Annotated in this window: 20 protein-coding genes and 1 pseudogene; 16 read left to right on the top strand and 5 right to left on the bottom strand. The window is 69.6% G+C overall.

What is annotated here, in order from left to right; translation table 11 throughout:
• Positions 1 to 3 precede the first annotated feature (3 nt).
• Together ACFO27_RS03095 and ACFO27_RS03090 are read left to right on the top strand one after the other, a co-directional pair.
• Positions 4 to 1,917 carry a hypothetical protein gene (locus ACFO27_RS03095; protein WP_376815951.1) on the top strand — a complete coding sequence of 638 codons (1,914 nt, stop codon included), beginning with the start codon at positions 4 to 6 and terminating at the stop codon, positions 1,915 to 1,917.
• Between the two features lie 19 nt (positions 1,918 to 1,936).
• Positions 1,937 to 2,944 (top strand): hypothetical protein, encoded by a 1,008-nt coding sequence (locus tag ACFO27_RS03090; RefSeq protein ID WP_376815950.1) that lies wholly within the window; start codon positions 1,937 to 1,939, stop codon positions 2,942 to 2,944.
• On the opposite strand, the gene ACFO27_RS03085 is transcribed toward ACFO27_RS03090, so the two are convergent.
• Together ACFO27_RS03085 and ACFO27_RS03080 are read right to left on the bottom strand one after the other, a co-directional pair.
• On the bottom strand, positions 2,941 to 3,882 hold the full coding sequence (locus ACFO27_RS03085; RefSeq protein ID WP_376815949.1) for a cobalamin-binding protein: 942 nt from the start codon (positions 3,880 to 3,882) through the stop codon (positions 2,941 to 2,943). The genes ACFO27_RS03090 and ACFO27_RS03085 overlap by 4 nt on opposite strands.
• A gap of 2 nt (positions 3,883 to 3,884) precedes the next feature.
• Complete coding sequence (locus ACFO27_RS03080; RefSeq protein WP_376815948.1) at positions 3,885 to 5,795, bottom strand: TonB-dependent receptor domain-containing protein; 1,911 nt, start codon at positions 5,793 to 5,795, stop codon at positions 3,885 to 3,887.
• Between the two features lie 354 nt (positions 5,796 to 6,149).
• Here ACFO27_RS03080 and cobT point away from each other — a divergent pair, with 354 nt between their 5' ends.
• Positions 6,150 to 7,184: a nicotinate-nucleotide--dimethylbenzimidazole phosphoribosyltransferase gene (gene cobT, locus ACFO27_RS03075; RefSeq protein WP_376815947.1), complete on the top strand. Its 1,035-nt coding sequence runs from the start codon at positions 6,150 to 6,152 to the stop codon at positions 7,182 to 7,184.
• Positions 7,181 to 7,954, top strand: coding sequence for an adenosylcobinamide-GDP ribazoletransferase (locus tag ACFO27_RS03070; protein WP_376815946.1), 774 nt, complete (start codon positions 7,181 to 7,183; stop codon positions 7,952 to 7,954). The genes cobT and ACFO27_RS03070 overlap by 4 nt, the downstream gene beginning before the upstream one ends.
• A gap of 51 nt (positions 7,955 to 8,005) precedes the next feature.
• Here ACFO27_RS03070 and ACFO27_RS03065 read toward each other — a convergent pair whose 3' ends face one another.
• On the bottom strand, positions 8,006 to 8,161 hold the full coding sequence (locus ACFO27_RS03065) for a hypothetical protein (RefSeq protein WP_376815945.1): 156 nt from the start codon (positions 8,159 to 8,161) through the stop codon (positions 8,006 to 8,008).
• Positions 8,162 to 8,271: 110 nt separating this feature from the next.
• Between ACFO27_RS03065 and ACFO27_RS03060 the strand changes: the two genes are divergently transcribed.
• The 3 genes from ACFO27_RS03060 to ACFO27_RS03050 all read left to right on the top strand — a co-directional run bounded on the left by ACFO27_RS03060 (position 8,272) and on the right by ACFO27_RS03050 (position 13,677).
• A complete protein-coding gene (locus ACFO27_RS03060; protein WP_376815944.1) occupies positions 8,272 to 8,907 on the top strand; it encodes a histidine phosphatase family protein in 636 nt (211 codons plus the stop codon).
• Positions 8,908 to 9,000: 93 nt separating this feature from the next.
• Positions 9,001 to 12,774: a methionine synthase gene (gene metH / locus ACFO27_RS03055; RefSeq protein WP_376815943.1), complete on the top strand. Its 3,774-nt coding sequence runs from the start codon at positions 9,001 to 9,003 to the stop codon at positions 12,772 to 12,774.
• A gap of 48 nt (positions 12,775 to 12,822) precedes the next feature.
• Positions 12,823 to 13,677, top strand: coding sequence for a helix-turn-helix transcriptional regulator (locus ACFO27_RS03050; protein WP_462936690.1), 855 nt, complete (start codon positions 12,823 to 12,825; stop codon positions 13,675 to 13,677).
• Here the strand turns inward: ACFO27_RS03050 and ACFO27_RS03045 are convergent.
• Positions 13,621 to 15,048 carry a DHA2 family efflux MFS transporter permease subunit gene (locus ACFO27_RS03045; RefSeq protein ID WP_376815941.1) on the bottom strand — a complete coding sequence of 476 codons (1,428 nt, stop codon included), beginning with the start codon at positions 15,046 to 15,048 and terminating at the stop codon, positions 13,621 to 13,623. The genes ACFO27_RS03050 and ACFO27_RS03045 overlap by 57 nt on opposite strands.
• A 72-nt stretch (positions 15,049 to 15,120) precedes the next feature.
• Between ACFO27_RS03045 and ACFO27_RS03040 the strand changes: the two genes are divergently transcribed.
• The 4 genes and pseudogenes from ACFO27_RS03040 to ACFO27_RS03025 form a co-directional block, all read left to right on the top strand.
• Positions 15,121 to 15,312: a DUF3460 family protein gene (locus ACFO27_RS03040; RefSeq protein WP_376815940.1), complete on the top strand. Its 192-nt coding sequence runs from the start codon at positions 15,121 to 15,123 to the stop codon at positions 15,310 to 15,312.
• A gap of 9 nt (positions 15,313 to 15,321) precedes the next feature.
• Positions 15,322 to 16,194 carry a segregation and condensation protein A gene (locus ACFO27_RS03035; RefSeq protein ID WP_376815939.1) on the top strand — a complete coding sequence of 291 codons (873 nt, stop codon included), beginning with the start codon at positions 15,322 to 15,324 and terminating at the stop codon, positions 16,192 to 16,194.
• A 23-nt stretch (positions 16,195 to 16,217) separates the two neighbouring features.
• Entirely contained in the window at positions 16,218 to 17,060 is an 843-nt protein-coding gene (panC, locus tag ACFO27_RS03030) for a pantoate--beta-alanine ligase (RefSeq protein ID WP_376815938.1), read from the top strand.
• A 125-nt stretch (positions 17,061 to 17,185) separates the two neighbouring features.
• Positions 17,186 to 17,395 (top strand): annotated as a pseudogene (locus ACFO27_RS03025) (LuxR C-terminal-related transcriptional regulator); the annotation flags it as partial.
• A gap of 97 nt (positions 17,396 to 17,492) precedes the next feature.
• Here the strand turns inward: ACFO27_RS03025 and ACFO27_RS03020 are convergent.
• Positions 17,493 to 18,191, bottom strand: a complete 699-nt coding sequence (locus tag ACFO27_RS03020; protein WP_376815937.1) for a hypothetical protein — start codon at positions 18,189 to 18,191, stop codon at positions 17,493 to 17,495.
• Positions 18,192 to 18,243: 52 nt separating this feature from the next.
• Between ACFO27_RS03020 and ACFO27_RS03015 the strand changes: the two genes are divergently transcribed.
• The 5 genes from ACFO27_RS03015 to ACFO27_RS02995 are packed head-to-tail and all read left to right on the top strand — an operon-like array spanning position 18,244 to position 24,811.
• Positions 18,244 to 18,990, top strand: coding sequence for a prepilin peptidase (locus ACFO27_RS03015; RefSeq protein WP_376815936.1), 747 nt, complete (start codon positions 18,244 to 18,246; stop codon positions 18,988 to 18,990).
• A 20-nt stretch (positions 18,991 to 19,010) separates the two neighbouring features.
• Entirely contained in the window at positions 19,011 to 19,643 is a 633-nt protein-coding gene (coaE, locus tag ACFO27_RS03010; protein ID WP_376815935.1) for a dephospho-CoA kinase, read from the top strand.
• 12 nt (positions 19,644 to 19,655) lie between these two features.
• Complete coding sequence (gene zapD / locus ACFO27_RS03005) at positions 19,656 to 20,408, top strand: cell division protein ZapD (RefSeq protein WP_376816396.1); 753 nt, start codon at positions 19,656 to 19,658, stop codon at positions 20,406 to 20,408.
• Positions 20,409 to 20,417: 9 nt separating this feature from the next.
• On the top strand, positions 20,418 to 21,737 hold the full coding sequence (locus ACFO27_RS03000) for an efflux RND transporter periplasmic adaptor subunit (RefSeq protein WP_376815934.1): 1,320 nt from the start codon (positions 20,418 to 20,420) through the stop codon (positions 21,735 to 21,737).
• Entirely contained in the window at positions 21,734 to 24,811 is a 3,078-nt protein-coding gene (locus ACFO27_RS02995; protein WP_376815933.1) for a multidrug efflux RND transporter permease subunit, read from the top strand. The genes ACFO27_RS03000 and ACFO27_RS02995 overlap by 4 nt, the downstream gene beginning before the upstream one ends.
• Positions 24,812 to 24,813: the final 2 nt, after the last annotated feature.

Genomic DNA, 24,813 nt, shown 5'->3' with positions numbered 1-24,813 from the left:
CTCATGAATCAGCGTGTCCTTGCCTTCGCCCTGGCGGGCGTCTTCGCATGCGGTCCTGCATGGGCCGACTCCTTTCGCCTGGCCTTTTCCAAGGCGGAAAACATCGAGATCTTCGTCGAGCATGCGGCGGGCGCGCCCTGGTGCTCCGCCAAGCCGGACCTGCGGGTCGTCTATCACGGCGCGCCGGATCCGGCCGCGCTGGAGCGCCTGCTTCCCAAGCTGGGCGCCTTGCTCGGCCAGCAGTGCCCGCAGGCCGAGGCCGTGACCTGGCGCAGCCAGGACGGGGCGGGCAAGGCGGTGGCTCAGGGTAGCGGCAGCAAGGCGGGGCAATGGCGGCCGGGTGCCGCCGCGGCTCCGGCGGCACCCGCTTCCGTGGCGGCCGCTCCTCCTGTAGCGGCCCCGGCCCCGGCCCCGGCGCCTGCGTCCGCAGCCGCACCGGTTCCCGCCGCACAGGTTCCGGCGGCGCCCGCGTCGGCCCCGGTGCCGGCCGCCGGGCAGGCCGATGTTCCCTCCGGCTCGTCGGCTGTCGCGGAGAAAGGCGCGGCGGAGCAGGCCGCCGTCCAGGCGCCGGCCGCGCGGTACGCCAGCCTGGGGGCGGCGGGTTTCGAAGTGGGCGGCTGGAAGCCGGAAAGCGAGGCGGACGTTCTGGCGAAGTCTCCATTCATTCGAGAGTTGTCGGACCAGAATGGCTGCAAAATCCGGATCGGCTATCGCCTGGATGACGAGGATGCCAAATATGCCTCTTTGCTGAGTTCGGGCTTGAGTTGCGATGCGGCGGGCCGTGCGCAGGGGGTGGGAGGCCTGACGCTGCAACGGTCCGATGGCGCGGTGATCTCGCGGGAGCGCAAGGTTTATTTCCTTGATGGCTATGCCTTCAACACCCCGGTTCAGTCAGCCCGGCTGGCGGGCACCAATGGCCGGGATGCGGTTTGGTTCAGTCTGGGGCACGACGCGGAGGACCAGTCGTACTTTCTCCTGCGGGCCACGGTGCTTGCATGGGGATCGGGTTTGCTGCCTCTGAGGGTCCAGCCGGAGCTGGATGTGTTGACCGCCCAGGAGTCCGGCTTCCGGCAGGCGGCGGATATTTCCCGGCAGGTCGATGCGGCGCTGCATGCCTTGCAAACCGTCGCCTTGCCGGATGCGACAGGGGCGAGTGTCCGGTTTGCCGATAGTCTGGAAGGGGTCGTCAGCCAGGATCGAGAGCGCATGATGTATGCCATTCATGCGAATCGCGACTGGAACTACCGGCAGCGCCAGGCCGTTGGATCATGGAAGTATCGTCTGGACCAGGGCACCAACTATGTCTTCGCCCGTGAAAAGCGGCGGGCCGACGAGGAGCGCGAACGCAAGCGCCGGGAAGCGTTCCAGGAACAGCAGCGCCAGCAGCAATTGGCGTGGGAAAAGCGCAGGGAACTGGAAACCCGGGCCCGAGAGGCCGAGAACCAGTTGCGGCAATACGAGAATCTGGTGTCGGAAGCCCGGCAGGGTCCGGCAGGCGTGCTGAAGCGCCATTTCGTCCGTTCGGACCGGTATGTCCCGCTGCAGGGCGGCGCCTACGCGCGCCTGTATGGCGGCGGCGCTGTTCCTTTCCGGCAGATCGTTCATATCGACGGCCGTGACGGCGATGAGGCCAAGGCCGATTTTCCCTACGATCTGCGGATCGCGGGCGGCAAGGATGTGAAGGAAGCCTGGTATGTCGTCCGTGGGCAGGCGCGCGTGGACGAGACACGCCTGGATGAGGATGGCCTGGCGCTGACGGTGGTGACGCCGGATCCGGAAGGCGGCCTGCGGGCATGCAAGGAAAAGGGCTGCGCGGACCTGGCCGAGCCCCTGACGGTGATGCGTTTGCTGTCCGGGCAGCCCGACTGGACGCCGGAGGCCGCCCAGGCGTCGATCGACCAGGCCAAGGCCCGGTAAGGCGGAGAGGACGAATACGATGGACAAGCAGAAAAAAATCCTGGCCGCCGGCGGTGTGGCGGCCTTGGTGCTGGTCGGCGGCTGGATGGCCGCTTCCCATGTGGCGGCCAGCCGGGCCGAAGATAGGTTGTATGCCTTTCTGGACCAATACAAACTGAGGGATGCCGTTCACTGGCAAAGCCTGTCGGCTTCGCCGTTCGGGTCGGCCACCCTGAAGGGAATCACGATTCGCCTCGGGGGAGGCCAGAACGCGGAGAAAGTGGCGATCGAGCGCATCCGCCTGTCCGATCTGGAGGACTCCGAGGATCGCAAGAGCGCCAGGATCGAGGTGACGGACATCGCCGGCGACGATGGACGCAGCCTTTTGAACCGGACGAGTCTGATCCAGGCCGCCGGCCGTTCCGATTTGCCTCCTTTTTCCCTGGCGCTGGATTGGCGCCTGGATCGCAAGGACGACACGGGCGCCCTGAATCTGTCCCTGGAGCAGCCCAAGGCCTTTGACGGAGAATTCAGTCTGGAACTGAACCGTGTGCGCGATCTGCTGCGGCTGGCCGATGATGGCCGGGACGGGCTTCAGGAGCTGGCCGGCGGCTTCGGGTTTCTGGGGCCCTTGGGGGCGTTGGCGATGGTTGGCCAGAAGATCCAGCGGATGGAAGTCCGCGCGGTGCGGGCCAGCGTCCGGGATGACGGCTATGCCGAGCGGTCCCGCGCGCTTGCCATGCGGCATGACTTCGATGCGGTGCCGGACGGCGGCCCGGCGGGCTCGCAGCGCGAGCGGTGGTTCGAGGAAAAGGCCGATGCGGGCCGGGAACAGTGCAAGAAGGATCCAGAGGCAGTCTTCGATGGAGCGCCTCTGGGGCGCGACGATTGCCTCGCCCTGCTGGATTTCGTGACCGGAGAATCGTCGAAGCTGTCCGTGAAGATGGAGCCCGCGCGACCGGTGTCCCTGGAGCAGTTGTTCGAGGGCGGGTCCCGCCGCGATCCTTATCGTCCCATTCGCCTGCTCGAAATGCGGCTGGGCAATTAGTACGCGTTGCGCAGGTCCGCGCAGATCGCCTCGGCCGCGTCCACCAGACGCGGCCCCGGCCGATGCAGCAGGTCGGGATCGACCGCATAGATGCGGCCCGCGAGGGCGGCCGCCAGGCCATGCTGCGCCCACCAGGCCCGCCGGGCCGCCAGGGTTTCGCGGCCGTAGGGCGACACGATCAGCACCTGCGGGTTCAGGTGCAGCACCGATTCCACGCTGACCTGCGGTGCGGGGATCGCATGCGTGGCGTAGGGATTGGTGCCGCCGCAGCGCGCCAGCAGGTCGTTGGTCAGGGGATCGCGGCCCAGGGTGTACAGCGGGTCGGCGCTGATCTCGATGAAGACGGTCTGCGGCGGGGGTGGCGCCGGCCGCAGGGCGTGGATGCGGCGTTCCAGGCCGCGCGCGGCGGCGTCGGCTGTGGCGCGGGTGCCCAGGCGCTCGCCCAGGTCGCGGATCAGGGCCGGGATGTCGTCCAGCGATTTCGGATTGGCGTAGACCAGGGGCACGCCCAGGGGGGCCAGGCGCCGCGCCAGGGACCGCGTGCCGTCGGACGGCAGCCAGCCGACCACCAGGGTCGGACGCAAGGTCAGGATGGTTTCCTCGCTGAACTGGATGCCGTCGCCGATGCGCGGGATGGCGCGCGCCTCGGGCGGGTAGTCGCTGCGCAGGACGGTGCCGACGATGTCGGCGCCGGCTCCGGCGGCGTAGACCAGTTCGGTGGCGCTGGGCGCCAGGGTGATGACGCGGGGCGGGGTGCCGTGCCGGGCGGTACCGGTGGCGGCGGGCGCCGCCTGGACCGTGGTGCCGGTCTGGGCCCGGGCGATGCCCGGGCTGGCGAGAAGCGCCCAGGCGGTGCACAGGGCCAGGCAGGCGGCGGACGCCAGTCCCAGGATGCGCCGCCGCATTCCGCCGAAGCCGCCCACCGTCCGCCGCTGCATCGCTACATCCGCCAGGACAGGTTCACGAACACGTTGGAACCTGGCGTGTTGTAGCCGTCCACCAGCACGTAGTCCTTGTCCAGCACGTTGTTCCAGCGCACCTGGACGCCCAGCGACTTGCTGAAGTCGTAGGCGGCGGTCAGGTTGACGAGGGAATAGCCGCCCAGGCGGGTTTGCTCCGTCTTGAATGTGGCGGAGTTGTAGACATTGTCGTACCGGTTGCCGGTGTACTGGTATTCAGCGCCCAGTTTCAGTGCCTGGATGCGATGCTCGATTCCAACGTGAAAAATCTGGCGGGCACGGCGGATCAGCTGGCTGTTGGTGCCGGGGGCCGGATCATCGTTACGCGGATCGAGGAAGTCGGCGCTGGCGCGAAGCGTGGTGTTGCCGAAGTCGTGCTCTCCGGAAAGCGTGATTCCGCGGATGGTCGCACTGTCCAGATTGTTGGATTTGGACAAGGCGTTGTCCCAGACGATCAGGTCGCGGACCTTGTTCTGGAATAGTGCCAGGCGGGCCTGGGTCCGCTCGCCGGTGTAGGCGAGATGGGCCTCGATGTTGCGGGATTTCTCCGGCTTGAGGTCCAGGTTGACGGAGCCCGGATAGTACATGTCGTTGAACGTCGGCGCATGGAATCCTGTGTTGCCCGCCACGCCGACTTGCCAGGCATCCGTCAGGTCGAAATCCAGCCCCAGGCTGCCGGTGGTCTGGTTGCCATAGCCCGTGTAGTTATCGTTGCGCACGCTGGCCTGGGTGTGCAAGCGGTCGATGCGGCCTTTGTAGATCAGCGCCACGGCGTTCGTATCCCGGTCTGACTGGTCGTATCGGGTATTGCTCTGGACGCGTTCCTCCACTCGTTCCGTCACCAGGGACAGGCGGTGTTGCGGCAGGAATTGCCAGTTGTTCTGCCAGGAGAATGTGCGGCGCTGGCTGGCCGTATAGTTGGTGGATACCGGGTCGCGGGACTCGACGGAATCCTTGTTCCAGCCGAAGCGCAGGACACTTTCCCATTGGTCGGTGATGCGGTCCGTGGAGGTGAGCGCGTAGGCTTGCTGGCGGTACAGGCTGTACACATTATCCAGTGGGTAGCTGTTCCACGTGACGGGATCGTATCCGGAAGCGTCGAAGTCCCCATCCGTATAGCCGTTGTAGGCGCTCAACCCGATGTGATGGCCTTCCGCCCAGCGATACCCGAGGGTGCCGGAAACGGCATGGCTGCGGTAGCCGTCCTTGTCAGGGTAATGCATGTCGTTGGGCACGTCATTGGAGTACCTGGGACGCTGAGCGTCAAACCCCTTGCTGCCTGCCGCGCTGGCTGAAAAACTGTAATCCCAACCTTGTGCGGCGCCCGACAGGCCCAGGTTGGATTTGGCTGTTTCATAGGTACCGTAGCCGACATTCGCCCAGGCGGACAGGGGACGGTCCTGTTCGCCCTTCTTGGTGATGATGTTGATCACGCCGCCGATGGCGTCCGAGCCATACAGGCTGCTGGCCGCGCCGCGCAGGATTTCGATGCGCTCCACCAGGGCCGGGTCGATGGCGGGGAAGTTCACGCCACCCGAGGTCGAGCCGTTGATCCGCATGCCGTCGATCAACACCAGCGTATGAGCGGAATTCGCGCCGCGCATGAACAGGCTGGTCACCGTTTGCGGGCCGCCATTGGAAGTGAACTGCACGCCCGGCGCCCGTCCAATGATCTCGGCGATGCTGTCGCCGCGCGCCTCGGCCAGTTGTTTCGGGCCGATGACGGTGACGTCGCCCACCACGTCGGCCAGGGGTTCGGGGCTGCGGCTGGCGGTGACGACGATGTCCCGCAGTGTCGGCACGGCGGCGTCGGTGGAGGCGGATTGGGCCGTGGCGGCCAGGGGGAACAGACAGCAGACGGCCGCGAGGCGGCGCGGGAAGGAAGCAGACATGACGAGGCCCTGTTTGGCGCGCGTCCCCGCACGCCGGCATTGAAAAACGCCCGTGGGCCGCGATCCGCCATGGATGGGGGGATGCCGGGGCCGCGTCGGGCGGGATCAGGTGTCGAAGCAGGCCGGTATCGGGCTGGCATGGGGGCATGCGCACCGTTGCGGGGGCAGCACAGCTGGGCTCGCGGGCGAGCCGTCTGTTTCCCGTTTGAATGCGCCGGTGCTGGTGGCGTGGCGCATACCTGTTTCGTCGCGAACTATAGCATGCGGCCTCCGGCGGCAGGAGTGATAACCTTGCCGGGCTCGCGGTCCGCCGCCCCTGGCGGACGCGAGGCGATCCACAGGAGTTCCGTCGCCATGTCCTTCAATATTCCCGCCATCGTCCCGATTCGTGACGATGCCCTGGCAACCCGCCTGGATGACCGCATCGACGGCAAGACCAAGCCGCGCGGCAGCCTGGGACGGCTGGAGTCCCTGGCGCGCCAGATCGGACTGATCCGCCGCGACCTGGCGCCGCGCCTGTCCCCGCCCACGGTCTTCGTCTTCGCGGCCGATCATGGCGTGGCCGACGAGGGCGTGTCGGCCTATCCCCAGGACGTCACCTGGCAGATGGTGGAAAATTTCCTGGCGGGCGGGGCCGCGATCAATGTGCTGGCGCGTCAGCAAGGGGTGGAACTGCGCATCGTCGACGCGGGCGTCAAGCATGACTTCGGCCGCCGGGATGGGCTGGTCGACCGGAAGATCCGGGCGGGCAGCGGCAATCTGGCGGTGGAAGCGGCCATGACGGCGCGGGAATGCGAGCAGGCGTTGCGGGCGGGGGCTGAATTGATGGCCGACGCGGGCGGCGAGGTGGTCGGCTTCGGCGAGATGGGGATCGCCAACACCACGCCCGCCGCCGCCCTGATGCACCGCCTGACCGGCGAGCCCGTCGCGGACTGCGTGGGGGCGGGGACGGGCGTGGACGCCGCCGGCCTCGAACGCAAGGCGCGGGTGATCGGGCAGGCCATGCGGTTGCATGCCGGCGCCCACGCTCCGCTGGAGATGCTGGCGGCGTTCGGGGGCCTGGAAATCGCCATGATGACGGGCGCCATGCTGGGCGCCGCGTCCCGCCGCCGGATCCTGCTGATCGATGGCTTCATCGCCTCGTCCGCGCTGCTGGTGGCCGCCCGCCTGGCCCCGGCCATCCTGGATTATTGCGTGTTCTGCCACCAGTCCGACGAACGCGGCCATGCCCGCATGCTGCGCAGCCTGGGTGCCCGGCCCTTGCTGGACCTGGGCCTGCGCCTGGGCGAGGGCACCGGCTGCGTGCTGGCCTGGCCACTGGTGCAGGCCGCCGCCGCGTTTCTATGCGACATGGCCAGTTTCGGGGATGCGGGGGTCAGCGAACGATGAGGCCGCGCCACGAACTCCGCCTGTTCTTCACCGCCCTGCAGTTCTTCACCCGCCTGCCGGTTCCCGCCTGGGTGGGCTTCCGGCCCGCCTGGCTGCAGCATTGCACGCGTTATTACCCCCTGGTGGGCTGGGTGGCGGGCGGCGTGGCGGCGCTGGCGTTCTGGCTGGGGCAGGCCCTCTGGCCGCAGCCGGTGGCGGTGCTGCTGTCCATGGCGGCGGGGCTGGTCCTGACCGGGGCGTTCCACGAAGACGGCTTCGCCGACGTCTGCGACGGCCTGGGCGGGGCGGTGTCCAGGGAACGCGCCCTGGACATCATGAAGGATTCGCGCCTGGGCACCTACGGGGTGGTCGGCCTCGGCCTGATGCTGGCGCTGAAATTCGCCGTCCTGAACGCACTGCCGCCCGCCTGGGTCGCCGCCGCGCTGCTGCTGGCGCATCCGGCTTCGCGGCTGGGGTCGGCGCTGCTGATCTGGCGCATGCGCTATGCGCGGGAAGAGGGCAAGGCCAAGCCGCTGGGGCGCCGCATGCGGGACGGGGAATTCATGACGGCGGCGGCCTGCGGCCTGCTGCCCGCGCTGGTCATGGCCGTGACGGGCGTGTTGCCCGCGGCCGGGGTCGGCTGGGCGATGGCGGGGGGATTGGCCGGCGCCGCCTGGATGGCGCGCGTGCTGAAGCGCCGCCTGGGCGGGTACACGGGGGATGGCCTGGGGGCCGCGCAGCAGCTGAGCGAGCTGGGCTGCTACCTGGGGCTGTTGGCGCTTGTGGCGTAGTACGCCCGCCGGCGGGCGCGCGGCGCGTGCCGCGCGGGCGGGCGCGAAAGCTCAGGCGTGCGAAGCGGCCGGACGGGTGCCGGACAGGGCGTTCAGGATGCGCTGGACCAGTCCGGCGCGCGGCCGGGCGGCGCGCGCAGCGCGTTCTTCGGCCATCAGGCGTTCGAAGGCTTCGTTGACGGGATAGTTCGAGAAGGGAGCCAACATGTCGCTGTCCTTGACTTGGAGTCGCTGAAGATGGGATGGAACTCGCATCATTATAGGGTAAACCCTAGGCTGTTTGAACCGGAGAAGATCGCCGGGGCGCGGAGCCGGTCATGAGGCTATTGCTGATCCGCCACACCGTGCCCGATATCCCGCCCGGCCATTGCTACGGCCGGCTGGACGTGCCCGCCCGGACGCACGGCCTGGCCGCCTGGCTGGCGGATTGGGACGCGGGCCGTCATCCCGGCCAGCCGTGGAGGGGTTTCGGGCGCCTGCTCAGCAGCCCCGCCCTGCGCTGCGTCGAACTGGCCCGCGCCCTGTCGGATCGCATGGACCTTGCGGTGGAGACGGATCCTTGCTGGCGGGAAATGGATTTCGGCGCCTGGGAAGGCCTGTCCTGGGACGCCATCGGCCGCGCGGCGGTCGACGCCTGGGCGGCCGATCCCGTGCATCATGCGCCGGGCGGCGGGGAATCGGCCCTGGCCATGATGCGGCGGGTGGCGCGGGGCGGGGAGTCCGTGCGCGCGGCCGGGCGGGACGCCATCCTGGTCTGCCATGGGGGCACCATCCGCATGCTGCGGGCCTGGCGGGCCGCGCGGATCGCCGCCATGGCCGGTGAGGCGGGGGGATGGCCCGGGTCCGATTCCGGCGATCCCGCCGGCCTGGCGGCGCGGCTGTCGGCGGCCTGCGCCGCCGCCGTGCGGGAAGCGCCGCCGCCCCAGGGCGAGGCCCTGATGCTTGAGCTATGAAGCGTTGACGGCGTATCGCGCCGGTTTATGCGTCCCGGCGCGATACGCGACGATACAATGAGGCCTTTCCTTCCGTCTTGCCTGGATCGTCCCGTGACCTATCCCGCCTTGCCCTATCCCATCGAGTCCTATACGCGCGGGGCCGAGTTCGTGCGCCTGCTGGGCCGGCGCATCGTGGTGCTGGACGGGGCCATGGGCACCATGATCCAGCGCTACAAGCTGACCGAGGCCGATTTCAGGGGCGAGCGCTTCGCCGGTCACGACCGCGACCTGAAGGGCGACAACGAACTGCTGTCCCTGGTGCGGCCCGACGTCATCCGGGAAATCCACCAGGGCTACCTGGAAGCCGGGGCCGACGTGGTGGAAACCAACACCTTCGGCGCCACGCGGGTGGCCCAGGGCGACTACGGCCTGCCGGAACTGGCCTATGAGCTGAACGTGGCCTCGGCGCGGCTGGCGCGGGAAGCCTGCGACGCCGTGGCCACGCCCGACCATCCCCGCTTCGTGGCCGGTGCCGTCGGGCCGCAGCCCAAGACGGCGTCCCTGTCGCCGGACGTGAACGATCCGGGCGCGCGCAACGTCACCTTCGAGGAACTGCGCGCGGCCTACACCGAGCAGGTCAACGGCCTGATCGATGGCGGCGCGGACCTGCTGCTGATCGAGACCATCTTCGACACGCTGAACGCCAAGGCGGCCATCTTCGCCATCGAGACGATCTTCGAGGAGCGCGGCATCCGCCTGCCGGTGATGATCTCCGGCACGGTGACCGACGCGTCAGGGCGCATCCTGTCGGGCCAGACGGTCGAGGCCTTCTGGAATTCCGTGCGCCACGCGCGCCCCGTCACTATCGGCCTGAACTGCGCCCTGGGCGCGGCGCTGATGCGCCCCTACGTGGCCGAGCTGTCCAAGATCTGCGATACCTACGTCTGCGTCTACCCCAATGCCGGCCTGCCCAATCCGATGGCGGAAACGGGTTTCGACGAGACGCCTTCGGACACCTCCGGACTGCTGGAGGAGTTCGCCCGGGCCGGGCTGGTGAACGTGGTGGGCGGCTGCTGCGGCACCACGCCCGATCACATCCGCGCCATCGCCGAAAAGGTCCGCACGCTGCCGCATCGCCAGCCGCCGGTCATCCCGGTCAAGACCCGCCTGTCGGGCCTGGAGCCGTTGAATTTCGACCGCGAGACGCTGTTCATCAACGTGGGCGAACGCACCAACGTCACCGGCAGCAAGATGTTCCTGCGCCTGATCCGCGAGGAAAAGTTCGACGAGGCCCTGTCCGTGGCCCGCCAGCAGGTGGAGAACGGCGCCCAGATCATCGACGTCAACATGGACGAGGGCATGCTCGACGCCCTGGCCATCATGCCGCGCTTCCTGAACCTGCTGGCGTCCGAGCCCGACATCTCGCGCGTGCCGGTGATGATCGACAGTTCCAAGTGGCCGGTGATCGAGGCCGGCCTGCGCTGCGTGCAGGGCAAGTGCGTGGTCAATTCGATTTCCATGAAGGAAGGCGAAGGCCCCTTCATCGAACAGGCGAAGCTGTGCCGCAAGTACGGCGCGGCGGTGGTGGTCATGGCCTTCGACACCGACGGCCAGGCCGACACCCTGCAGCGCCGCATCGACATCTGTTCCCGGGCCTACGACATCCTGGTGAACCAGGTGGGCTTCCCGCCCGAGGACATCATCTTCGATCCCAACGTCTTCGCCATCGCCACCGGGATCGACGAGCACAACCACTACGCCGTGGACTTCATCGAGGCCACCGGCTGGATCACGGAAAACCTGCCGCACGCGCGCGTGTCGGGCGGGATCTCCAACGTCAGCTTCTCCTTCCGCGGCAACGAGGCCATGCGCGAGGCCATCCACGCGGTCTTCCTGTATTACGCGGTGCGGCGCGGCCTGACCATGGGCATCGTCAACGCCGGCCAGCTGGGCGTGTATTCCGACCTGGACAAGCAGGTGCGCGACCTGGTCGAGGACGTGGTGCTCGACCGGCCCGAACCGCTGGGCAGGACCGATCCGGCCGACGAGCGCACGTCCACCGAGCGCCTGGTGGAACTGGCCGAGACCATCAAGGGCTCGGGCGCGAAGAAGGAAGAGGACCTGGCGTGGCGCGAAGGCCCGGTGCGCGAACGCCTGACGCATTCGCTGGTGCATGGCATCACCACCTTCATCGTCGAGGACACGGAAGAAGTCCGCCAGGAAATCATGTCGGCCGGCGGGCGGCCCATCGAGGTCATCGAGGGCCCGCTGATGGACGGCATGAACGTGGTCGGCGACCTGTTCGGCTCGGGCAAGATGTTCCTGCCCCAGGTGGTGAAGTCCGCGCGCGTGATGAAGCAGGCCGTGGCGCACCTGCTGCCCTTCATCGAAGAGGAAAAGCGCCAGCTGGCCGAGGCCGGCGGCGACGTGCGCTCCAAGGGCAAGCTGGTCATCGCCACGGTCAAGGGCGACGTGCACGACATCGGCAAGAACATCGTCACCGTCGTCCTGCAGTGCAACAACTTCGAGGTCGAGAACATGGGCGTGATGGTGCCCTGCGCCAAGATCCTCGAAAAGGCCAAGGAAATCGGCGCCGACATGGTGGGCCTGTCGGGCCTGATCACGCCCAGCCTGGAGGAAATGGCCTACGTCGCCTCGGAAATGCAGCGCGATCCGTATTTCCGCGAGCGCAACGTCCCGCTGCTGGTGGGCGGGGCCACCACCAGCAAGGTCCACACGGCCGTGAAGATCGCGCCCAACTACGAAGGCCCGGTGATCTACGTGCCCGATGCCAGCCGTTCCGTGGGGGTGGCCACCAGCCTGATGTCCGACCAGGCCGAGACCTATCTCAAGGGCATCGTCGACGAATACGAGCTGGTGCGCACACGCCATGCCAACCGCCAGGCCACGCCGATGCTGACGATCGAGGAGGCGCGCGCGGCCAAGCCGGCGATCGACTGGTCGAACTACACGCCGCCCCAGCCGAAATTCATCGGCCGGCGCACCTTCAAGCACTACGATCTGCACGAAATCCTGAACTTCCTGGACTGGACGCCGTTCTTCCAGTCCTGGGGCCTGATGGCGCAGTTCCCGGCCATCCTGACCGACGAGGTGGTGGGCAAGGAAGCCAGCAAGCTCTACGAGGAAGGCCAGGCCATGATGAAGCGCATCGTCGAGGGCCGCTGGCTGACGGCCAACGGCATCGTCGCCTTCTATCCGGCCAACAGCGTCAACGACGACGACATCGAGATCTACCGCGACGAGACCCGCGACGAGGTCCTGCTGACCTGGCGCGGCGTGCGCCAGCAGACGGCCAAGCGCGATGGCGTGGACAACAAGTGCCTGGCCGACTTCATCGCGCCCAGGGACTCGGGCGTCACCGACTACATCGGAATGTTCGCGGTCACGGGCGGCATCGGCATCGAGAAATACGAAAAGCAGTTCCAGGACGCCGGCGACGATTATTCCGTGATCATGCTCAAGGCACTGGCCGACCGCCTGGCCGAGGGCTTCGCCGAGACCCTGCACGCCCGGGTGCGCCGCGACCTGTGGGGCTACGTGCCCGACGAGGCCCTGTCCAACGAGGCCATCATCGCCGAAAAGTACCAGGGCATCCGTCCCGCGCCCGGCTATCCGGCCTGTCCGGAACACATCGTCAAGCGGGACATGTTCGACCTGCTGGACTGCGGCGAGATCGGCATGCAACTCACCGAGGGGTTCGCCATGATGCCGGCTTCCAGCGTCTGCGGCTTCTATCTCAGCCATCCGCGGGCCCAGTATTTCAACGTCGGCAACATCGGTGCCGACCAGGTGGCCGATTACGTCCGGCGCACCGGCCGCGACGAGGAGGACGTGCGCCGCACCCTGGCCAGCGTGCTGCGCTGAGACTGACGATGCGCCGCGCCGCCCCGCCCGCCGCCCGTCCCGGAGACGATCGTGTCGCGCGATGACGCGGCCCGGCGCCGGGAACTGGGCGCCTTCCTGCGCAGCGCCCGGGCGCGCGTCGCGCCGGCCGATCACGGCCTGCCGCCCGGTGTCCGGCGCCGCACGCCGGGCCTGCGGCGCGAGGAAATCGCCCAGCTGTGCGGCATCAGCACCACCTGGTACACCTGGATCGAGCAGGGGCGCGAGGTGTCCGTGTCCGTGGACGTGTGGTGCCGCCTGGCCGAGGCCCTGCGGCTGGCGCGCGCCGAGCGGCACTACCTGTTCAGCCTGGCCGAGTGCGCCGATCCCGAGGCCGGCCGCCTGGACGCGATTGCCCTGCCCGACGGCCTGCAGGATTGCGTCGACAGCATCCGCTGCCCGGCCTACGTGCTGGACCAGTCCTGGAACGTGCTGGCCTGCAACGCCGCCCTGCTGCGGGTGTTCGACGGCTGGCCCGCGCGCGGGCAGCCCAATCTGCTGCGCTACATCTTCCTGGATCCGGCCGCGCGCGCGCTGGTGGTGGACTGGGAGGAGCGCGCCAGCCGGGTGGTGGCCGAATTCCGCGCCGACGTGGCGGCGCTGGCGGGCGAACCCGGCATCGGGGCGCTGGTGGCCGAGCTGCAGGCCGGCAGCCCGCTGTTCGCCAGGGCCTGGACGCGCCAGGTCGTGGTGGACCGGGAAGGCGGCCTGCGGGAATTCCAGCACCCGGCGGACGGGCGGCTGCGTTTCCGGCAGTTCACCTTCCGGCTGGCGATCCGGCCGGACTGCAAGCTGGTGATGCTGCTGAACAGTCGGGAAAGCTCCGAATCAGCGGGCGCGGGCGTGCAGCTGGCTGCCGGCCCGGCGGGACAGGCGCCGGAATGACAGGGCCGATGCCGCCACGAACAGGGACGTGACCACGAAGCCCCAGATCACGTCGACGCGGTCGGCCTCCACTCCGCCGCGCAGGCTCATGCTCAGGTTCAGCGTGGTCGCCGCGCAGGCCACGCCCAGGCTGATGCCCATCTGCTGCGCCATCGCCGCGAAGCTGCTGGCGCGGCTCATCTGCGCGGCGTCCAGGTCGGCGTAGGTCAGGGCGTTGACCGCCGTGAACTGCAGGGACCGGAAGAAGCCGCCGACCAGCAGGACCGACACCATGATCCAGACCGGGGTGTCGGCGCGAAACAGCGCGCAGGCGGCGATGGAGACCGCCGTGATCAGCGCGTTGGCCGTCAGCACGGGGCGAAAGCCGAAGCGGCGCACGATGGGCGTGGCCACCAGCTTCATCAGCATGGCCCCGGCCGCCGAGGTGAAGGTGATCATCCCCGCTGAGAAGGCGGACAGGCCGAAGCCCACCTGCAGCAGGATGGCCAGCAGGAAGGGCGAGGCGCCGACCGCGAAGCGGCACAGGTTGCCGCCCAGCACCGAAACCGCGAAGGTATGGGTGCGCAGCAGGCTCAGGTCGATGATCGGGTAGGGCACGTGGCGGGCGTGCCGGACGTAGAGCGCCCCGCATGCCAGGCCCAGCGCCACCAGTCCCACGGTCGGGCCGACGCCCAGGCTGCGGTGCCCGATGGCTTCGAGGCTGGTCAGCAGGGCGGCCAGGGCGACCCCGCTGAGCATGAAGCCGATCGTGTCCAGGCGCGGGCGGCCATCGGGCATGTCGCGGGGGATGTAGCGCAGCACCAGGGCCATGCCCAGCACGCCGACCGGGATGTTGATCAGGAAGATCCAGTGCCACGAGGCGTAGGTCACCAGAAAGCCGCCCACGGGCGGCCCGAGCACCGGCCCGAGCAGCGCCGGCAGGGTCAGGAAGGCCATGGCCTTGAGCAGTTCCCCCTTCGGGATGCGCCGCAGCAGGATGATGCGCCCGACCGGGACCATCATCGCGCCGGCCGCGCCTTGCACGAGGCGGGCGGCGACGAGCTGGGGGATGTCCTGGGCCGCGGCGCAGGCGACGGAGCTGAGCGTGAACAGGGCGATGGCGGCCAGGAACACGCGCTGGGCGCCGAAGCGGTCGGCCGCCCAGCCGCTGATGGGCACGAACACGGCCGTGGCCAGCAGGTAGGCCGTGATGGTGACGTTCATGTGCACCGCCGTGGCGCCGAAATCCAGCGCCATGGCGGGCAGGGCGGTGGCGACCACCGTGGCGTCGAGCATCTGCATGAACAGGGCGCAGCCGACGATCAGGGGAATCATCCGCAATTCGCGGGTCAGGGGGGCGTGGGGGGCGTCGGCGGGGGAGGGTTCTGACATCGGTCGGGCTGCCTGCGTCCGAGTGCAGTAAACTTGGGCGCAATCGGTCATGAAGATCACTACGGCACTATTATGGCAAACAACTTTGAATCCGAACTGACCCAGTTCCTGAACCAGTACAAATCGGATCATCCCGACACCGAGTCGCGCCAGTTCGCCGGCCGCGCCCGCCTCTGGGACAAGGAACTGGATCCCGAACTGCAGGAAGGCTTCCGCGCGGCCCGCGTGGCCCAGGACCCCTACGTCTACTACCAGAAGGCCTGATCCGGCCTCATGCCGCCCAGGCCGCCCGATCCCGGGCTGGACGCCCTGATGGCGCCCACGGAAGACAGCACCCCCGACGTGGTCGACCACGTCGCCCTGGCGCGCCTGTACGGCGAGCCGCTGTTCGCCATCCCCCAGGATCTCTACATCCCGCCCGATGCGCTCGAGGTCTTCCTGGAAGCCTTCGAGGGGCCGCTGGACCTGCTGCTCTACCTGATCCGGAAGCAGAACTTCAACGTGCTCGACATTCCCATGGCCGAGGTCACCGCCCAGTACCTGGCCTACGTCGAGCAGGTGCGGCGGTCCAACCTGGAACTGGCGGGCGAGTATCTGCTGATGGCGGCGCTGCTCATCGAGATCAAGTCGCGCATGCTGCTGCCGGTGCGACAGTCCGACAGCGGCGAGGAAGCCGAGGATCCGCGCGCCGAACTGGTGCGCCGCCTGCTGGAATACGAGCGCATGAAACTGGCGGCCCGGCGGCTGGACGAGATGCCGCGCGTGGGCCGCGATTTCCTGGTGGCGCATGCCGCGGCCGATTTCGAGGTCGAGCGGCTGCTGCCGGAAGTGTCGGCGGATGACCTGCGCGAGGCCTGGTCGGCGATCCTGCACCGGGCGCGCCTGAACGCCAGCCACCGCATCACCCGCGAGCAACTGTCCGTGCGCGACCACATGAGCCACATCCTGCGCCGCCTGTCGGGCGTGCGCTTCATGGAATTCACCGAGCTGTTCCTGGAGCGCATCCGCATGGGCGAGCCTGCCGCCGTCATCGTGGTCCATTTCCTGGCGCTGCTGGAACTGGTCCGCGAATCCCTGCTGGAAATCACCCAGGCGGCGCCTTACGCGCCGCTGTACGTCAGACTGTCCTATACGCGCTCGGCCTGAGGCCGCGTGCCGGAGAATCCCCTGTGAAAGTCGTTCATTCCATCGAGGCATTGCGCGATCAGCTGCGCGGCCAACTGCGCGTGGCCTTCGTGCCCACCATGGGCAATCTGCATGCCGCGCACCTGTCGCTGATGCGGCTGGCGCGCCAGCACGGCGATCCCGTGGTGGCCAGCATCTTCGTCAACCGGCTGCAGTTCGGCCCGAACGAGGACTTCGACCGCTATCCCCGCACCCTGGCCGAGGACATCGAGAAGCTCGAGGCCGAGCGCGACGTCTACGTGCTGTTCGCGCCCGACGAGCGGGAGCTGTACCCGGAGCCGCAGAATTTCCGCATCCAGCCCGGCGAGGCCCTGGGCAAGATCCTCGAGGGCGAGTTCCGGCCCGATTTCTTCATGGGCGTCAGCACCGTGGTGCTGAAGCTGTTCTCCTGTGTCCAGCCGCGCGTGGCCGTGTTCGGCAAGAAGGACTACCAGCAGCTGATGGTGGTGCGCGCCATGTGCCGCCAGTTCCAGCTGCCGGTGGAAATCCTCGCCCACGAGACCGTGCGCGACGCCGACGGCCTGGCGCTGTCCTCGCGCAACCGCTTCCTCAGCGCGCAGGAGCGGGCCGAGGCCCCCAACCTGTACGGCCTGCTGCAGCGGGTGCGCGACCAGGTCCAGGGCGGCCGCGCGGATGCCGCCACGGCGGAAGGCCAGGCCATGCAGGCCCTGCGCGAGCGCGGCTGGGATCCGGATTACGTCGCCGTGCGCCGCCAGCGCGACCTGCAGCCCCCCACCGGCCAGGAAATCCGCGACGGAGAGCCCCTGGTCGTGCTGGCGGCCGCCCGCCTGGGCGCGACGCGGCTGATCGACAACCTGGAGTTCTAGGGTTCCAGGACGTCGCTCCAGAGAGGATTCCCGGGGCGCGGCAAGCTGTCAGAACTGACAGGTGCGCCGCCCGCGCGGGTCATGCAGAATCCCCCTGCATACAACAATGAACAGGGGGAGCCTCCATGCTGGAAAGCGATTCGGTTCGAGAATACCCGGATGGCCAGGAAGGGCCGCTGGGCCGCCTGACGATCCGCGAGCGGGAAGTGACGGACTACCTCACGCGGGGGCGGTCCAACAAGTACATCGCCGTCGAGCTCGGGGTCACGCAGCGCACGATCGAAGCCCATCGGGCGCGGATATTCCAGAAACTGCGCGTGCGCAACGTGGTCGAATTGACGCGCTATTGCCTGTCCAGGCCCTCGGGCGGGCCGGGTACCGGCCCGGGCGACCCCGGATCATCCGCCGGAGGCGCCGCCCAGGCGCCCGGGCTCAGTGCGTGGCGCAGGCTTCGGCCGGTTTCGCGGCCAGTTCCTGGATGGGGTCGATATCCGCCTGGCGGGTCAGCCGGGATTCCAGCAAGGGGGCCTGGCCGTCCAGCCGGGTCAGGCGCAGGACGTTCGACTGGATGAATTCCAGCGTGGCGCGGGCCTGGTCGCCGGTCTGCAGCACGATGCGGGCCGGATCGGTGGACACCAGGTGCCAGCAGCCCATCGTGGCGGTGGCGGCCGTGCCGTCCAGCGGCGCGCTGCGGGCGCGCCACTGGCCGTCCGGCGCCAGGGTCAGGGTCATGCGGCGCGCCGGGCAGGCCTGTTGTCCGGCGGGGCATGCGATGGTGCCCAGGTAGGTCCGGGTCTCGGCCAGTTCCTGGGGCGTGTTCCCGGGGCCGGCCGGGCGGGCGGACTGCCCGGCGGTGTCCGCGGCGCCGGCTCCGGCCGGCCGCGCGGCCCCGGCGTCGCTTTCCGGCGCCGGTTTCTTCTGGCTGTCGGAACCGAATCCGAATTGCAGTTGCGCGGGGGCGACCGTGCCGGCATCGCCCTGGGCGCGGTGCCGGGCGTCGGACACCGTATCGCCGCGCGAGACGTCATAGAAGCCGGGTTCGCGCTGCTGGGCGCAGGCGGCCAGCAGGGCCAGCAGCCCCAGGCTGAGCAGGCGGGGAATCGTGTGGGAAAGGGCGCGCGGCATGGTCATGGCGGACAGGATCGTGAAGCCGCCATTCTACGCATTTGCAGGAGGCTTGGCGATGGGATGGGGGACGATGGCCGGGTGGGCGGGCAGCCTGTTCCAGGAGCTTGCGCCCCAGGCGGCCGTGACGCGGGGTGCGGCGGCCTGGGGCGCGAGCGGGCTGGCCGTGGCCGCGGGCATGTGCGTGGGCGCCCTGCTGGGGCGCTGGGCCCAGGCCTATGCGGATCGACTGGATGCCGGCGAACCGGCCACGGCGCGCACGCTGTGGGCCGCGGCGGCGGCCGCCCCGTCGCGGGCCTGGCGGCCGGTCCGGGACGTCGCGATGGCGCTGCTGCTGGGGCTGGCGGCGGGGCTGCTGGCGGCCGGCGGCGATGCCGGGCTCGTGCCGCTGGCCCTCGTCCTGGCCGCGCTGGCCTGGATCGATGCGCGCAGCGGCCTTCTGCCGGATGCGCTCACCCTGCCGCTCATGGCGGCCGGCTGGCTGCTGGGCGCCCGGGACCCGGCCGCCGCCGTCGGCGCGTCCGCCCTGGCCTGGGCGGGCCTGGCCGGCATGGCGTGGCTGTATCGCCGCGTGCGCGGACGGGACGGTTTCGGCGGCGGCGACATGAAATGCCTGGCCGCGCTGGCGGGCTGGCTCGGGCTGGAAGCCGCTGTCGGCATCCTCTGGCTAGCCTGCGTGCTGGGGCTGCCGGGCAGCCTGGGCCGGCGCGGCGGCTGGCGGCGGCCGTATCCCTTCGGGCCCTGCATCGCCCTGGCCGCCGGCGCGTGGATGCTGGCTCCGCTTGCGGTACAGTCATGGTTCTGAATTCGTCACGCGGGGATGCCATGTTTTCCATCGGCCTGACCGGGGGCATCGGCTCGGGCAAAACCAAGGTGGCCGACTGGCTGGCCGAATGGGGCGCGGCGGTCATCGACACCGACCAGATCTCCCATGAACTGACGGCGCCGGGCGGCGCCGCGATCGAGCCGCTGCGGGCGGCGTTCGGCGCGGATGCGATCGCCCCGGACGGCGCCATGGACCGGGACTGGATGCGCGCGCGCGCCTTCGCCGATCCGGCGGCGCGGCGGCGGCTCGAATCCGTGCTGCATCCCCTGATCGGCCAGGCCGTGCTCGACCAAGCGGAGCGGGTCCGGGGGCGCTATCTCGTGCTCGTCGTGCCCTTGCTGGTCGAGTCCGGCCGCTGGCGCGAACGGGTGGACCGCATCTGCGTGGTCGACTGCGATCCGGAGACCCAGGTGCGCCGGGTGCAGGCCCGCAGCGGGCTGACGCGCAGCACCATTGAGCGTATCATGTCCGCTCAGGCGTCCAGGGCGGAGCGCCTCGCGGCGGCCGACGACGTCATCGTCAACGATGACGCGACCGACCTGGACGCGCTGCGTCGGCGCGTGTTCCAGCTTCACCAGGCCTGGTGCGACCACGCTTCCCGGCCGGCGGATGGGCGCACCACTCATGGATAGGGTCTTTTGCGCGTGATTCTTTACGAGTATCCCTGCAATGAACGTGTACGCACCCTGCTGAGGGTCGAATACCTGTTCGACCGCCTGTTCTTCTTCGCCCGGGGCGAAGACGCCCATTGCCATCAGATCGCCATGGCCACGCTGTTCGATCTGCTGGACATCTGCGAGCGCGCCGATGTCCGCACGGCGGTCCTCCAGGACATGGACCGGCATCGTTCCGCCCTGTCGGCCCTGCGCGAACACCCGGGTGTGGACGGCGTCACGCTGGACCGGCTCCTGGCGGAAATCCAGGCGGTGTCCGCCGCGCTCGCCGGCCAGGGCCGCATCGGCCAATGCCTGCGCGACAACGAATGGCTCGCCAGCCTGCGTGGGCGGATCACGGTGCCCGGAGGCTCCTCGCCCGTCGACATGCCTTCCTACTATTCCTGGCAGTTGAAGCCGGCCGACACGCGGGCCGCCGATCTGCGCGGCTGGATCGAGCCGATGATGCCGCTGCACCGGGCGATGGCCCTGATCCTGCAGTTGCTGCGCGATGCCGGGGATGCCCGCGATCAGATGGCCAGCCAGGGCGCCTACCAGGAAATGCTGGGCGGCAAGTCCTTCCAGCTGCTGCGCGTCTGGGTCGATCCGGCCCAGGGCGTCTTCCCGGAAGTCAGCGCCAACAAATACGTCATCTGGGTGCGCTTCTCCGCCCAGGACAATGAACTCAAGCCCCAGCCGGTTGGCCGCGATGTCGCCTTCCGCCTGGCCCGCTGCAATCTGTAGGACCCCATCATGACCAACGCAACGACGCGGCCTGCCGGGACGCGCCGCAGGATTCTGGTGTGGGCGGCCGCCGTCGGGCTGATGGCGCTTGCCCTGTGGTATTTCTGGCCGGGCCCGGCCGGTGGCCCGGGCGGCCCCGGCGGGCGGGGATTCCGGATGAGCGGGCAGGCGACGCCAGTGTCCGTCGCGCGGGCCGAGCCGGGCCGCATCGACCGCACCCTGCGGGCGCTGGGCACCGTGACGCCGCTGGCGACCGTCACCATCCGCGCGCGCGTGGACGGCCCGCTGCAATCGGTGAACTTCGACGACGGCCAGGCCGTGCGGGCCGGCGACGTGCTGGCGGTGATCGATCCCAAGCCCTTCCGCGTCCAGCTGGACCAGGCCCTGGGCCAGCAGATGCAGCATGCCGCGCAACTGGACCAGGCGCGCCGCGACCTGGCCCGATACGAGCAGCTGTTCAAGCAGGATTCGGTGGCCCGCCAGCAGCTGGATTCCGCCCGCGCCCTGGTGCGCGAGCTCCAGGGGCAGGCGAAATCGGACCAGGCGGCGGTGGACGACGCCCGCCTGCAGCTGGGCTACACGGAGATCCGCGCTCCCGTGGACGGCCGCCTGGGCCTGCGCAAGGTCGACGCGGGCAACCTGATTCGCGCCTCCGACACCGACGGCCTGGTGGTGCTGACGCAGAGCCGGCCGATCGACGTGGTGTTCTCCATCCCCCAGACCCGCCTGCAGGCCCTGCTCGAGGCGCGCCGCGCCGATCCCGGCTTGCAGACGCGCCTGTTCAGCGATGCCGCCGGGACGGCGCTGGCCACCGGGACCCTGGTGGCGGTGGACAACCAGATCGACGTGGCCACCGGCACCGTCCAGCTCAAGGCCCGCTTCGACAACGCCGACGAGTCCCTGTTCCCCAACCAGTTCGTCCAGGTCCGCCTGCGCCTGGGGACGCAGGATGGCGTGACGCTGCCCCTGCGCGCGGTGCAGCGCGGTTCGCAGGGCGAATACGTCTATCGGCTCGACGCCGAAGGCAAGGCCCGGGTCGTGCCGGTCACGACCGGGGTGGACGACGGCGAGCGGGTGGTGATCGAGTCCGGCCTGCAGGCGGGCGACACGGTGGCGGTCGAAGGCACGGACCGGCTGCGCGACGGCAGCGAGGTGGAGATCGTCTCGCCGCAGGCCGCGGGCTCCGGGGCCGGCGGTCCGGCCGCGCCGGACACCGGCGCGCCCCCGCCGGACGGGACGCGGGCCGGTGACGGCGCCGGCAAGGCGCCGGCCGGAACGGCGGAGACGACGGGGGCGCGCCGGGGCGCCGGCCGGAGCCCGGCTTCGTGAACCTGTCGCGCCTGTTCATCCTGCGGCCGGTCGCCACGACCCTGGCGATGGTCGCGCTGGCGCTGGCGGGCCTGCTGGCCTACCGCGAGCTGCCGGTGTCGGCGCTGCCCCAGGTCGATTTCCCCACCATCCAGGTCACCACCCTGTACCCGGGCGCCGGGCCGGACGTCATGACCGCGCTGGTGACTTCGCCGCTGGAACGCCAGTTCGGCCAGATGCCGGGCCTGTCGCAGATGCTGTCCACCAGTTCGGGAGGCTCGTCGCGCATCACGCTGCGCTTCGACCTGGGCCTGCCGCTGGACGTGGCCGAACAGGAAGTGCAGGCGGCCATCAACGCGGCCTCGAACCTGCTGCCCTCGGACATGCCCTCGCCGCCGATCTACAGCAAGATCAATCCGGCCGACGCCCCGGTGATGACCCTGGCGGTGACGTCCCCCACGCTGCCGCTGCCCCAGGTGCGCGATCTGATCGAGGTGCGCGTGGCGCAGAAGCTGTCCCAGATCAGCGGCGTCGGCCTGGTCAGCGTGGCCGGAGGCCAGCGGCCGGCCGTGCGCATCCAGGTCGATCCCCAGGCCCTGGCCGCCCACAAGCTGACGCTGGCCGACGTGCGCAAGGCCGTGACCCAGTCCAACGTCAACCAGCCCAAGGGCAACCTGGACGGCCCGCAGCGCTCGATCACGATCAGCGTCAACGACCAGCTCAAGGACCCGGCCGAGTACGAGCGCCTGATCCTGGCCTACGAGAACGGCGCGCCGCTGCGCCTGGGCGACGTCGCCCGGGTGCGCCGCGCGGCCGAGAACCTCGACCAGGCCGCCTGGTTCGGCCGCACGCCGGCCATCCTGCTGAACATCCAGCGCCAGCCGGGCGCCAACGTGATCGAGGTGGTGGACCGCGTCCAGGCCCTGCTGCCCGGCCTGCGGGCCACCCTGCCCACCGGCGTCGACCTGCAGGTGGCCTCCGACCGCACGCACACGATCCGCGATTCGGTGGCCCACGTGCAGATCGAGATGCTGCTGGCCATCGCCCTGGTGGTGGCGGTGACCTTCGTGTTCCTGCGCACCTGGCGGGCCACCCTGATCCCCGGCGTGGTCGTGCCGCTGTCCCTGGTGGGGACCTTCGCCCTGATGGCGCTGCTGGGCTTCAGCATCAACAACCTGACCCTGATGGCCCTGACCATCGCCACCGGCTTCGTGGTGGACGACGCCATCGTCATGATCGAGAACATCGCCCGCCACATCGAGGAAGGCGAGACCGCGATGGCGGCCGCGCTGCGCGGGGCCAGGCAGATCGGTTTCACCCTGGTGTCGCTGACCCTGTCCCTGATCGCGGTGCTGATCCCGCTGCTGTTCATGGCCGACGTGGTCGGGCGGCTGTTCCGCGAGTTCGCCGTCACCCTGGCCGTGGCCATCCTGCTGTCGCTGCTGATCTCCCTGACGCTCACGCCCATGATGTGCGCACGCATGCTGCGGCCCGAATCGGAAGAAAAGCACGGGCGCTTCCTGCAAGGGGCCGGGGCGCTGATGGACTGGCTGATCGCGGCCTACGACCGGGGGCTGACCTGGGTCCTGGCGCACCAGCGGGCGACGCTGTGGGCGGTGGTGGCGACGCTGCTCGTCACGGCGGGCCTGTACGCCGCCATCCCCAAGGGCTTCTTTCCGCAGCAGGACACGGGGGCGCTGCAGGCCATCACCCAGGGGCCGCAGTCGGCCTCGTTCCAGGTCATGAGCCGCCTGCAGCAGCAGGCCGTCGAACGGGTGCTGGCCGACCCGGCGGTCGATTCGGTGGCGTCCTTCATCGGCATCGACGGCGACAACACCACGCTGAACACCGGGCGCCTGCAGATCACGCTCAAGCCGCTGGCCGAGCGACGCGACCGGGCGGACGCCGTGATCGAGCGCCTGCAGGCGGCCCTGCGGCCGGTGGTGGGCCTGGAGGCCTGGCTGCAGCCGGTGCAGGAGCTGTCCGTCGAGGACCAGGTCAGCCGCGCCCAGTTCCAGATGACGCTGTCCGGTCCGGACGAGGCCGCGCTGGCGTCCTGGACGCCCAGGCTGGTGGACGCCCTGCGCGCGCTGCCGGAACTGCGCGACGTGGCCGGGGACCTGCAGGACCGGGGCCTGGCGCTGGCCGTGTCGGTGGACCGCGACGCGGCGGCGCGGCTGGGCGTCACCCAGGCGTCGATCGACGACGCGCTCTACGACGCCTTCGGCCAGCGGCTGATTTCCACGATCTACACGCAGTCGGCCCAGTACCGGGTGGTGCTGGAGGCCGATGCCGACCTGCTCGACGGCGGCCCCGCGGCGCTGGAGCACCTGCACGTGCCGACGGCCTCGGGCGGGGTCACGCCGCTGTCCAGCGTGGCGCGCTTCGAGCCCGGCCTGGCGCGCCTGGCCGTGCAGCGCCTGGACCAGTTCCCGGCCGCCACCGTGTCGTTCAGCCTGGCGCCGGGCACCGCCCTGTCCGACGCCGTGGGGGCCATCGAATCGGCGCGCGCGGCGCTGGGCGTGCCCGATTCCATCGAGGCCCGCTTCCAGGGCGCGGCCCAGGCCTTCCAGTCCTCGCTGTCGAGCACGCTGTGGCTGCTGCTGGCGGCCGTGGTGACCATGTACATCGTGCTGGGGGTGCTGTACGAAAGCCTGATCCATCCGGTCACCATCCTGTCCACGCTGCCGTCGGCGGCCATCGGCGCCCTGCTGGCGCTGTGGCTGGGCGGGGCGGAACTGGACATGATCGGCGTGATCGGCATCATCCTGCTGATCGGGATCGTCAAGAAGAACGCCATCCTGATGATCGATTTCGCGCTGGACGCCCAGCGCGAGCGCGGCCTGGGTCCCCAGGCCGCGATCCACGAGGCGGCCCTGCTGCGCTTCCGGCCCATCCTGATGACGACCCTGGCGGCCTTCTTCAGCGCCATCCCGCTGATGCTGGCGTCGGGGTCCGGGGCGGAACTGCGCCAGCCGCTGGGCCTGGCCATGGTGGGGGGGCTGCTGTGCAGCCAGGTGCTGACGCTGTTCACCACCCCCGTGATTTACCTGCTGTTCGAACGCCTGAGCCGGCGGCGGACGGCGGGCGGCTGAGC

The sequence above is a fragment of the Castellaniella denitrificans genome, from assembly GCF_042653765.1.
GTDB classification, from domain to species: domain Bacteria; phylum Pseudomonadota; class Gammaproteobacteria; order Burkholderiales; family Burkholderiaceae_B; genus Castellaniella; species Castellaniella denitrificans.
Note: the sequence above shows the minus strand (reverse complement) of the source record. Positions and strands in the feature narration are given on the sequence as shown.